At 61.0% G+C, this 11,627-nt stretch carries 11 protein-coding genes; all 11 read left to right on the top strand.

Translation table 11 applies throughout. From position 1 onward, the window contains the following. Positions 1-58: 58 nt before the first annotated feature. The 11 genes from DWZ54_RS02770 (at position 59) to plsY (ending at position 11,517) form a co-directional block, all read left to right on the top strand. Positions 59-1,285, top strand: a complete 1,227-nt coding sequence (locus tag DWZ54_RS02770; RefSeq protein ID WP_233541596.1) for a D-alanyl-D-alanine carboxypeptidase family protein — start codon at positions 59-61, stop codon at positions 1,283-1,285. Between the two features lie 61 nt (positions 1,286-1,346). Then, positions 1,347-2,084 carry a pseudouridine synthase gene (locus DWZ54_RS02765; RefSeq protein WP_118474407.1) on the top strand — a complete coding sequence of 246 codons (738 nt, stop codon included), beginning with the start codon at positions 1,347-1,349 and terminating at the stop codon, positions 2,082-2,084. Continuing rightward, a complete protein-coding gene (locus DWZ54_RS02760) occupies positions 2,081-3,325 on the top strand; it encodes an NAD(P)/FAD-dependent oxidoreductase (RefSeq protein ID WP_118474406.1) in 1,245 nt (414 codons plus the stop codon). The genes DWZ54_RS02765 and DWZ54_RS02760 overlap by 4 nt, the downstream gene beginning before the upstream one ends. A gap of 75 nt (positions 3,326-3,400) precedes the next feature. Next, entirely contained in the window at positions 3,401-4,705 is a 1,305-nt protein-coding gene (gene aroA / locus DWZ54_RS02755; protein ID WP_118474405.1) for a 3-phosphoshikimate 1-carboxyvinyltransferase, read from the top strand. Positions 4,706-4,744: 39 nt separating this feature from the next. After that, the gene (cmk, locus tag DWZ54_RS02750) at positions 4,745-5,410 is read left to right on the top strand and encodes a (d)CMP kinase (RefSeq protein ID WP_118474404.1); all 666 of its coding nucleotides are present in this window, start codon (positions 4,745-4,747) and stop codon (positions 5,408-5,410) included. Next, entirely contained in the window at positions 5,410-6,015 is a 606-nt protein-coding gene (locus tag DWZ54_RS02745; protein ID WP_199663199.1) for a 1-acyl-sn-glycerol-3-phosphate acyltransferase, read from the top strand. Before cmk ends, DWZ54_RS02745 begins: the two co-directional genes overlap by 1 nt. A 109-nt stretch (positions 6,016-6,124) precedes the next feature. Then, positions 6,125-6,952, top strand: coding sequence for a 4-hydroxy-3-methylbut-2-enyl diphosphate reductase (gene ispH / locus DWZ54_RS02740; protein ID WP_118474402.1), 828 nt, complete (start codon positions 6,125-6,127; stop codon positions 6,950-6,952). A gap of 2 nt (positions 6,953-6,954) precedes the next feature. Beyond that, positions 6,955-7,998: a 30S ribosomal protein S1 gene (gene rpsA / locus DWZ54_RS02735; protein ID WP_233519425.1), complete on the top strand. Its 1,044-nt coding sequence runs from the start codon at positions 6,955-6,957 to the stop codon at positions 7,996-7,998. Between the two features lie 91 nt (positions 7,999-8,089). Then, positions 8,090-9,478, top strand: coding sequence for a DUF512 domain-containing protein (locus DWZ54_RS02730; protein ID WP_118474401.1), 1,389 nt, complete (start codon positions 8,090-8,092; stop codon positions 9,476-9,478). 90 nt (positions 9,479-9,568) lie between these two features. Continuing rightward, the gene (gene der, locus DWZ54_RS02725) at positions 9,569-10,903 is read left to right on the top strand and encodes a ribosome biogenesis GTPase Der (protein ID WP_118474400.1); all 1,335 of its coding nucleotides are present in this window, start codon (positions 9,569-9,571) and stop codon (positions 10,901-10,903) included. Next, on the top strand, positions 10,903-11,517 hold the full coding sequence (gene plsY, locus DWZ54_RS02720) for a glycerol-3-phosphate 1-O-acyltransferase PlsY (protein ID WP_118474399.1): 615 nt from the start codon (positions 10,903-10,905) through the stop codon (positions 11,515-11,517). Before der ends, plsY begins: the two co-directional genes overlap by 1 nt. The last annotated feature ends 110 nt before the right edge of the window (positions 11,518-11,627 follow it).

Here is an 11,627-nt window from a genome sequence, read left to right as displayed (position 1 = left end):
AATAAACAGATGCATATCAATTCCCCGCAAGAGGGGAAAATAAGGAGCGTTTTGGATTTTGAAAAAGAGAACAGCCGGCCGGCTGCTGCTGGCGGGAAGCATGGCCGTTTCCTGCCTCATCAGCCCGCTCAGCCAGCAGCATGCCTGGGCGGAAGCCGTATACGATATCAAGGAGATGCCGCGTCCCGATGTGCCGGGGCTCGTCGTCCGTCCCGATGACCCCCTGCAGAACCTGACGGCCCGCTCGGCCGTCGTCATGGATGCCGCGACGGGGCAGGTCATCTACGCGCGCGACATGGATGCGCGGCGTTTCCCGGCCAGCACGACGAAGATCATGACGCTGATCCTGGCTCTCGAGAACTCGAATCTCGACGATGTGGTCACGGTCAGCAGCAACGCGGCCGGCACGGAAGGGTCGACCATCTGGCTCGAGGCCGGTGAGAAGATCCGCATGGGCGATCTGCTCTACGGCATGATGATGCATTCGGGCAATGATGCGACGGTGGCCGTCGCCGAACACATCGCCGGTTCCGTCGACAAGTTCGCGGCGATGATGACGAAGAAGGCACACGAGATCGGCGCGGTCAACACGAATTTCGCCAACGCCAATGGTCTGCCACGCGACGACCATTACACGACGGCCTACGATATGGCGCTCATCGCCTCCTATGGCTACAGGGTGCCGGGCTTCGAGGAAATCGTCAGCACGAAGGAGATGCACTTTGACTGGGTCAAGGACCCCGAGCACCGCCTGCGCAACGAGAACCAGATGCTCTGGCTCTACCGCGGCGCCAACGGCGTCAAGACCGGCTACACCGATGCGGCGGGCCGCTGTCTCGTCTCGGCAGCGAAAAAGGACGGCCTGCAGCTCGTGGCCGTTGTGCTCGATTCCGTCTACATGTGGAACGATTCCATCAAGCTGCTCGACTACGGATTCGCGCATGTGGAGCCCGTGACCCTCGTGACGGAGGGCGATGTCGCCGGCTATGCACCGACGGCGGGCGGCAACGGCACGCGCGTTCCCTTGAAGGCTGCCGGAACCATCACACTCGCGAAGCTCAAGGAGGGCGACGCGCGCCAGTATGAGACGAAGCTCGAGGTACCCCAGAAGCTGCAGGCTCCCGTCGAGGAGGGCGAGGTGGTCGGCCGCTTCGTCGTGCTGCTCGACGATAAGGAAGTCGCCGCGACGGATCTTCTGGCCGGCACGAGCGTCACGCGGCGCTCGTTCTTCCTGACGGTCTGGCACTGGCTGCAGTCGCTCCTGGGCGTTAGCAGTGCGAAATGAGAATCATGTGCGGGCACATGAGAAGCGTGTCATGAGAAAGGAAAAGGAAGTAGAGACAGCGATGGCAGAGCGTTTACAGAAAATCATCAGTCAGGCGGGCGTTGCGTCGCGCCGGGCGGCCGAGAAGCTCATCGAAGCGGGCCGTGTGGCCGTCGATGGCCAGGTCGTGCGCGAACTCGGCCTCAAATTCGAGGCTGAGGAGAACATCATAACGGTCGATGGCAAGCCTTTGGCCAGCAGGGAGCGTCACGTCTACTTCCTGCTCAACAAGCCGAAGGGGTATCTCTCGACGGCGAAGGATGAGCGTGGGCGCCGCACGGTGCTCGACCTCCTGCCGGAGGTGCGCGAGCGCGTCTATCCCGTCGGGCGGCTCGACAACAACACGGAGGGACTCCTGCTCATCACGAATGACGGCGCACTCATGAACGGCCTGCTGCACCCGAAGTACGAGGTGGAAAAGACGTATGTCGCGCGCGTGACGGGCGAGCTCACACCGGAGAAACTCAAGGCCCTGCGCGAGGGCCTGCTGCTCGAAGACGGCATGACGGCACCGGCCAGGGTAGAGCTTTTGGGGGAGGAACGCGGCCTCACGCGCGCAGCCATCACGATCCACGAGGGACGCAACCGCCAGGTGCGCCGCATGTTCGCGGCTGTCGGCTGTGATGTGCGTGCGCTCAAGCGCACCCGTTTTGCCGGGCTCACGCTCCTGGGCGTGCCGCGCGGGCAGCACCGCGCGCTGCAGGCGCAGGAAGTGCAGGCGCTTTACCGGCTGGCAGGTCTTGAGGAGGCAGAAGCATGAAACACATACTGGTGATCGGCGCGGGGCCGGCCGGCATGATGGCGGCCATCCGCGCCGCTGAGAACGGGGCGGCGGTCACACTGCTCGAGAAGATGAAGAGGCCCGGACGCAAGATGATGATCACGGGCAAGGGTCGCTGCAACATCACGAACGCGGCCGACGTGCCCGAAATCATCCGCAATATCCACGGCAACGGCGCTTTCCTCAACAGTTCCATGCGCGCGTATGACAACCGCGATGTCATGGATTTCTTTGAGCAGCAGGGCGTGCCTGTCAAGGTGGAACGCGGCAACCGCGTCTTTCCCGTCAGCGACAGGGCACAGGACGCCGTCGACGCCATGGTGCACCGGCTGCACGAGCTCGGCGTGACAATGGAGCTCGAGACACCCGTATCCGACATCCTGACACAGGATGGCCGCGTGGCGGGCGTGCGCACGAAAACGGGTGCGCATTACAAGGCTGATGCCGTGATCCTCGCCGTCGGCGGCGCGTCGTATCCGGGCACGGGATCCTCTGGCGACGGCTATACGATGGCGGCAAAGCTCGGCCACACCATCGTGCCGGTCCGTCCGTCGCTCGTGCCGCTCGAGACGGAGGAAGAATGGGTGAGAGATGTCCAGGGCCTCTCGCTGCGCAATGTGCGCGCGACGCTGCTCGCGGACGGCGAGCCCGTGCAGGAACTCTTCGGCGAGATGATGTTCACGCATTTCGGCGTGACGGGACCAATCATCCTCTCGGCCAGCCGGCAGGCGGCTGAGTGCCTCGCGAAGAATCAGCTCGTGGAACTCACGCTCAATCTCAAGCCTGCACTGACACCTGAGAAGCTTGATGCAAGGATCCAGCGCGACTTTGCGCAGTACATCCGCAAGTCCCTCAAGAACGGCCTCGTGGACCTCCTGCCGCACAAGCTCATCGAGCCCGTGCTCGACTATGCCTACCTTGACCCCGACAAGCCCGTGCATCAGGTCACGGCCGAGGAGCGCCGCCGCCTCGTCGAGACGCTGCAGCATCTGACGCTGACCATTACGAAGACGCGGCCAATCGCCGAGGCCATCGTGACGGCCGGCGGCGTCTCCGTCAAGGAGATCAACCCGAAGACGATGGAATCGAAGCTCGTGCCCGGCCTCTACTTTGCCGGCGAGGTCGTCGATGTCGATGCCTACACGGGCGGCTACAACCTGCAGGCGGCCTTCTCGATGGGCAACGCCGCGGGCTGCTGGAGCGTCTGGAACGACGATTGAAAAGTACCAAAGGGGAGGGCGGGTCTATGCCGCTGTCCCGCTGAACATCTGAAAGACGAGAATGGAGGATTCCTTATGGAACAAACGAAGACCATCGCGCAGGCTGCTCGCGGCCTGCACGGCACCGTCGCGATCCCGGGCGACAAGTCCATTTCCCACCGCAGTGTCATGTTCTCGGCACTCGGCTCGACGCCTGTGCACATCACGAATTTCCTGCATGCCCAGGATTGCCTTTCGACAGCTGCCTGCATGCAGGCGCTCGGGGCTGCCGTGACATTTGAGAGCGATACGGAACTCACGGTCTGCGGCCATGGCCTGCACGGCCTTCAGGAGCCGTCCTCCATCATCGATGCGGGCAATTCCGGCACGACACTGCGCCTCATGATGGGCATCCTCGCGCCGCAGCCGTTCCTCACGACCTTCACGGGCGATGCCTCGCTGCACAAGCGCCCGATGGGTCGCGTCATCAAGCCTTTGACGCAGATGGGCGCGAAGATCTACGGCCGCGTGCAGAACACGAAGCTGCCGATCACGGTCGTGCCGGCCGGCCGCAGGCTCTCGGGCATGGTCTACGAGAGCCCCGTCGCGAGCGCCCAGGTCAAGTCGGCCATCCTGCTCGCGGGCATGTACGCGGATGCCCCGACAACGGTCGTCGAGCCCTTCACGTCACGTGACCACACGGAGCGCATGCTCGAGGCCTTCGGCGTTTACACGGAAAAAGAGGGTACGGCCGTGACCATCCGCCCGGTCGGGTCATTCACGGCGCCTGAGGCCATCGAGGTACCCGGCGACATCAGCTCGGCCGCCTACTGGCTCGTGGCCGGCGCCATCGTGCCGGGCAGCAGCCTGCTCCTCAAGAATGTCGGCGTCAACCCGACGCGCACGGGCATCCTCGATGTGCTCAGGGCCATGGGCGCGCACATCGCGCTTCAAAATGAGCGCGTGAGCGGCGGCGAGGCGGCGGCTGACATCCGCGTCGAGGCCTCGGTGCTCCACGGCACGTCGTTTGGCGCTGAGATCATGCCGCGCCTCATCGACGAGATTCCCGTCATCGCCGTGGCTGCACTCTTTGCCGAGGGCGACACGGTCATCACGGGCGCCGGCGAACTGCGCGTCAAGGAGACGGACCGCCTGCAGGCCATCGCGGACGAATTCAACAAGCTCGCGCCGGGCTCCGTGGAAGCCGGCGCGGACAGCCTCGTCATCCACGGCGGCACGAAGGTGCAGCATGCTTCCTGCTTCTCGTACGATGACCACCGCATGGCCATGTCGCTCGCCATTCTCGGCACGGCCGGCGCCGGCGTCGCGCTCGAGCGCCCGGAATGCGTAAACATCTCGTATCCGGCGTTCTACCGGACGCTGCAGGACTTGCAGCAGTGAAGAGAGGCGCAAGAATCATTTGAGTTGGGGGTAACAGTCTTGAAGAAACTTGTAGTAGCAATCGACGGGCCGGCCGGAGCCGGCAAGAGCACCGTGGCGCAGCTGGCGGCCAAAAAGCTCGGCTATACGTACATCGACACGGGCGCCATGTACCGCGCCGTGGCCTGGAAGGTCCTGCAACAGGGCGGCGAAGTCACGGACGAGAAGATTCTCTCCGTCGTGCCCACGATCGACGTGGACCTCTCGTATGAGAACGGCCAGACGACGGTGCGCGTGGATGGCCGCGACGTGACCGGGGAAATCCGCACGCCGGAGGTCAGCCACATCGTCTCGCAGGTTGCGGCGCTCGGCCCCGTGCGCGAGAAGATGGTCGACCTGCAGCGCAGGATGGCCACGCGCGGCGGCGTGCTCATGGACGGCCGCGACATCGCGACGAACGTGCTGCCGGATGCCGACGTCAAGATTTACCTGACGGCTTCCATCGAGGAGCGCGCGCAGCGCCGCTATAAGGAACTGTGCGAGAAGGGGCTTGCAGTAAACCTCGCCGACATCCGGCGCGACATCGCCGCGCGCGACAAGGCCGACATGGAACGCGAGATCTCGCCGCTCGTCAAGGCGGACGACGCCACGCTGCTCGACACGACGGGCCTCACGATTGATGAGGTCGTCGCGAAGATCCTCGAAATGGCGGGTGAGAAGGCATGATCCTCTACGACATCCTCCGGGCTGTTTTCTGGTTTATCTTCCGGATCTTCTTCCGCGCGGACATTTCGGGCCGGGAGAACCTGCCGCAGGAAGGCCCCGTCATTCTCGCGGCCAATCACCTGAGCAACTGGGACCCGCCGCTGCTCGCCTGCTTCCTGTCGCGCCCCGTCAGCTACATGGCGAAGGTTGAGCTCTTCGAGCACCCGGTTTTCGGCGCGGCCATCCGCAACTGCCATGCCTTTCCCGTACGCCGCGGCGCTGCGGACCGCGGTGCCATCAAGGCAGCCGTCGGCGTTCTCAAGCAGGGCCATGTGCTCGGGCTCTTCCCTGAGGGCACGCGCAGCAGGGACGGGCGCATGCACAAGGCGGAAGCAGGCGTCGGCCTGCTCGCGGCCATGAGCGGCGCGCCCGTCGTGCCGGCTTGCATCGTCGGCACCAATCACGTCTTCGCGCACGGCAGCTGGCTGCCGAAATTCCACGTGCGCTACGGCGAGCCGATGCATTTTACGGGCGACCGCCGCAATAAGGAGGAGCTCGAGGCTTTTTCGCAGGAAATCATGCAGCACATCGCGGCCCTGCGCGCAGAAATCGAAAAAAATTCGTAAAAACCATTTGCCTGTGGCCCGCATGCATGATATACTAGGCTATAGATTGTAAAAAACACGGAAGTTCTCCGGTGCTTTTTGCAAGAATATGAATAATGGTGGTAGATGTATGGAAGTCATCTTGGCAGATTATCTCGGGTTTTGCTATGGCGTCAAGCGCGCCATCAAGATCGCGAGGGAAAATGCTTCGGAAGACGGGACTGCCTGTACGCTCGGACCCATCATCCACAATCCTCAGATGGTCGACCGCCTGCGGCGCGAAGGCGTCGGTTCGGTGGATTCGCTTGAGGAGATGGAGCGCGGAACGGTCATCATCCGTTCGCATGGTGTCGGGCCGCAGGTCTATGAAGAAGCGGAGAGGCGCAGCCTCGAAGTGGTGGACGCAACGTGTCCCCATGTCAAGAAAGCGCAGCTTTCCGCAAAGGCGCTCGTTGATGAAGGATATCCTGTCATCATCATTGGAGAAAAAGATCACCCGGAGGTCCAGAGTATCTTTGAATGGTCCTCGGGGAAGGCAATGATTGTTGAGACAGAGGAGGAGGCCGATGCCGTCGAGCCCTCTGGCAAGCTCGGCATCGTGTGCCAGACGACTTTTTCAGGAGCGAAGTTCCGTCAGATTGTAATGCGCTTGCTGGATAAATCCAGGGATATCAGGATTCTGCGAACGATCTGTACGGCAACGGATCAGCGACAGGCCGCGGCCATCGAATTGGCGAGCAAAGTCGACCTCATGCTGGTCATAGGCGGCAAGAACAGTGCCAATACGACAAGGCTGGCTCAGCTTTGTTCCGAAAAATGCCTGACTTACCACATCGAAACGGCAGCTGAGCTGCACGACGAGTGGTTTGACAAAATAAAAAAAATTGGTATTACAGCTGGTGCTTCTACACCGGACTGGATTATCAAGGAGGTATATAAAAAGTGTCAGAACAGATGAATATGGAAGAATTGTTAGCGCAGGAGTCCATGCCGGATATCCAGGAACGTACCACTGTAAAAGGTAAAGTCATCCAGGTAAACCGCGATGAGGCTTACGTGGATATTGGCTATAAGCAGGAAATCGCTATTCCGAAGCGCGAGCTCGCTTACCCGGCTCCGGAATCCGCTGAAGATGTTGTCAAGGTCGGCGATGAGATTGACGTTTACGTCGTATCCCTCGGCGGCGACAACGGCGGCATCCTCTCCAAGGTCAAGGCTGACCGCATGGTTGCCTGGAAAGAGATGGAGAAGAAGAAGGAAGCTGGCGAGACGGTTCAGGCCAAGATTACGCAGGTTGTCAAGGGCGGCCTCGTAGCATCCGTCGATGGCCTGCGCGGCTTCATTCCGGCATCCCAGATGGAACTCCATTTTGTCAAGGATCTCTCCGTATACGTCGGCCAGACGGTTGAGGCTGAGATCATCGAGATCGATGTTCACAAGCAGCGCCTCGTTCTTTCCCGCCGTGCTCTGCTCGAGGCTGAGCGCGCCAAGAAGGAAGAGGAAGTCTTCTCTACGCTTGAAGCTGGCCAGACGGTACGTGGTACGGTCAAGCGCCTCGTCGACTACGGTGCATTCATCGATATCGGCGGCGTAGACGGCCTCGCTCATATCTCCGACCTCGCTTGGCATCGCGTCAAGCATCCGTCGGATGTCCTCGAAGTTGGCCAGGAACTCGATGTCTATGTCAAGAACGTCGATGTTGAGAACAAGCGCATCTCGCTGTCCGTCAAGGATACGATGCGTGATCCGTGGCTCGACAACGCTGAGAAGTACAGCGAAGGCCAGATCATCGAAGGCAAGGTCATCAAACTGACGGACTTCGGCGCATTCATGGAAATCGAGCCGGGCTTTGACGGCCTGATCCCGATGGGTGAGCTCGCTGACAAGCGCATCGAGCGTGCTGATGAAGCCGTTCACGTCGGCGACATCGTCCGTGTCAAGATCCTTCGCATCGATATGAAGCGTAAACGCATCTCGCTTTCCATCACGAAGGCACGTGACTGATCTCGGCGCAAGCTGAAAAAGAAATAAGACATTTCTGAGGAGTGATGATTTATGCATCACTCCTTTGTTTGTAGTGCAAGAGAGTGAAACCATGAGCAAACATTACGCAGGTGTCATCCTGCGCGTCTATCCCGGCAGCCTGGCAGAGGAACTCGAGCTCGTGCCGGGCGACAAGATCCTCGAAATCAACGAGCAGCCGCTGCGCGACATCATCGATCTGAGCTTTGCGATGGCCGATGAGGAAATCGACCTGCTTGTCGAGCATGCGGACGGCGAGCGCGAGATCATCTCCTTCGAAAAGGATATGGATGAGGAGCTCGGCGTCGAGTTCGAGTCGGCCGTCTTTGACGGCATCCGCAACTGTGCGAACCACTGCTATTTCTGCTTTGTCGACATGATCGCACCGAACATGCGCCAGAGCCTTTCCATCAAGGACGACGACTACCGCCTGTCCTTCCTCTACGGTAATTTCGTCACGATGACGAACATGGGGCCGCGTGACTTCGAGCGCATCGAGAAATTCCACCTGTCGCCGCTCTTCGTGTCGGTGCAGTGCATGAACCCGGAGCTCCGCGCCCAGATGCTGCGCTGCCCCGGCGCGGCGCGCATTGCCGAGCAGCTCGACAACCTCGAGAAGGCCGGTGCCGATTACCACACGCAGGTCGTGCTCTGCCGCGGCCTCAACGATGGGGAGGAACTCGCACGCACGATCCGCGAGATCGTCGCGCGCCGTCCGCATGCCCTGTCGCTGGCCGTTGTGCCTGTTGGCGTCACGAAGTTCCGCACGGATCCGTTCCCGTTGCAGCAGTTTGATGCCGAGAGCGCCGCGCGCGTCATCGACGAGGCGGAGAAGTGGCAGAAGAAGCTCCAGCAGGAGGAGGGGCGCACGTTCCTCTACCTCGGTGACGAGTTCTACTTCCTCGCCGGCCGCCCCGTGCCGCCGACGGAGTTCTACGACGGCTTCCCGCAGCTCGACAACGGCATCGGCCTGACGCGCAACTTCCTCGACGACTGGGAGCAGACGCAGCCGGGCCCCGCAGTGTACGAGGAGCCTGTGTACCTTGATGTTATCACGGGCACATCGGTCGCGCCCGTCATCGAGGAGCTCGCAGCGTCCGTGCAGGCGGAGAACCTGCACGTGCGCGTGCTGCCCGTCGCGAACGACTTTTTTGGCACGACTGTCAACGTCTCGGGCCTGCTGACGGCGAAGGACATCATCGCGGAGCTCCGCCGCCAAGAGGGGCCGCGCCACGGCATCCTCATCCCCGAGTCCGCCCTGCGCTCGGGCGAGGATATCTTCCTCGACGATGTGTCTCTGCAGCAGATGCAGCAGGAGTTCCCCGAGGCGCGCATCGAACCCGTGCAGACGGGCGCCGATTACCGCCGGGCCCTGACGGACTGGCATCATTACCACAAGGAACGCGCCGGCGAGACGGCCTACATGTGGCAGAGCAATGCAGGCTATACGAAAAATCTCTGAGAAAACCGGAGAAGCCTGGCTGGGAATACCCGGTCAAGCGCTTTTGCGTAAAAACGATACTTTGACAGACAGATAGAAAGAAGGATGAATATGAGCAAACCGATTGTGGCGATCGTAGGACGCCCGAATGTCGGCAAGTCGACGCTTTTCAACCAGATCGGCAAGAAGCGCGTCTCGATTGTCGACGATATGCCGGGCGTGACCCGCGACCGAATTTACCTCGATGCCGAATGGCTCAATCATGAATTTACCATGATCGATACGGGCGGCATCGAATTCGACGAGAGCAATCACATCCTCAAATCCATGCGCCAGCAGGCACAGCTCGCCATGGACGAGGCCGATGTCATCCTGTTCCTCGTCGATGGCCGCACGGGCCTGACGGCGGCTGATGAAGAAGTCGCCCGCATGCTGCGCGGCACGAAGAAGCCCGTCGTGCTCGGCGTCAATAAGATCGACAGCCCGCAGCGCGAGATGGACATCTATGAATTCTACAACCTGGGCCTCGGCGACCCAATCCCGCTCTCGGCTTCGAATGCCCGGAACCTCGGCGATCTGCTTGACGCGATCGTCGCTTCCTTCCCGGAGCATGAGGAGGAGCAGAAGGATGAGGACGAGATCAGCATCGCCGTCATCGGCCGCCCGAATGTCGGCAAGTCCTCCATCGTCAATGCCATTCTCGGTGAGGAGCGCGTCATTGTCAGCGATGTGCCGGGCACGACGCGCGACGCCATCGACACGCATTTCACGAAGGACGGCATCAAGTTCACACTGATCGACACGGCCGGCATGCGCCGCCGCGGCAAGATCGACGAGCCTGTGGAGCGCTACAGCGTCATGCGTTCGCTGCGCGCCATCGACCGCGCCGACGTCGTGCTCATGATGATCAATGCCTATGAGGGCATCACGGAGCAGGACAAGAAGATTGCGGGCTACGCGCACGAGTCGGGCAAGGGCGTCGTCATCGTCGTCAACAAATGGGATATCTACCCCGACAAGGACGACAAGTCGACGCTGCGCTTTACCGAGGAACTGCGCGATGAACTCGGCTTCCTGCAGTACGCGCCGGTGCTCTACACGTCGGCCCTGACGGGACAGCGCGTCTCGCGCGTGACGGAGCTCGTCAAGTACGTGGCCGAGCAGCAGTCGATGCGCATCAGGACGAGCGTGCTCAACGATCTCATCCGCGACGCCGTCTCGATCAACCCGCCGCCGATGCACCGCGGCAAGCGCCTCAAAATCCTCTTCATGACGCAGGCCGATATTCGCCCGCCGAAGTTCATCATCTTTGTCAATGACCCCGAGCTCATGCACTTCTCGTATCTGCGCTTCATCGAGAACAAGCTGCGCGAGAGCTTCGGCTTCGAGGGAACGCCGCTGCAGCTCATCGTGCGCGCGCGTGACGAGGAGGAGGAATACCGCTGATGACGACTAGCGTTCTTATCACCTGTGTCGTGAGCTATCTTCTGGGGTCCATCCCGAACGGCCTTGTGTTCGGCAAGCTCCTCTGGCACGTCGACCTGCGCGAGCACGGCAGCCACAATATCGGCGCGACGAATGCCTGGCGCACGCTCGGCAAGGGGCCGGGCTTCCTGATTTTCCTGCTCGATTTCCTCAAGGGCGCCGTGAGCGTCTACCTCGCCGAGGTTCTGACGGGCATCCCCTTTGTCATGATCCTCGCGGGCGTGCTCGCGATTGTCGGCCATTCCTGTTCGCTCTTCCTGCACTTCAAGGGCGGCAAGGGCGTCGCGACAGGCCTCGGCGTCATCACGATGCTCATGCCGCTGCCGAGCCTCATCGTCTTTCTCGTCTGGCTTGCCATCGTCAAGGTGTCGGGCTACGTCTCGCTGGGGTCCTGCATCGCGGCGGCGCTCGTGCCCGTGCTCGCCTGGGCGTTTTCGTACCCCTTGGAGTACACGGTTTTCGGCGTGCTCGCGGCGGCCTTCATCATCGTGCGTCACAAGTCCAACATCGCGCGTCTCCTCAATGGGACCGAAAGTAAGATACACGCGGGACACCGGGGAAACACGCGTGGATAAAATGTAATCATTTTTCGCATTTTATTGTATCGCTTTTGGACATTCCCGCAAAATATATTGGCATTCGTACACATAATATGGTATACTATCCTTTGTCAAAAGAATAGTAT

Source organism: Mitsuokella sp. AF33-22, from assembly GCF_003475755.1.
Classification (GTDB): Bacteria; Bacillota; Negativicutes; order Selenomonadales; family Selenomonadaceae; genus Mitsuokella.
Note: the sequence above shows the minus strand (reverse complement) of the source record. Positions and strands in the feature narration are given on the sequence as shown.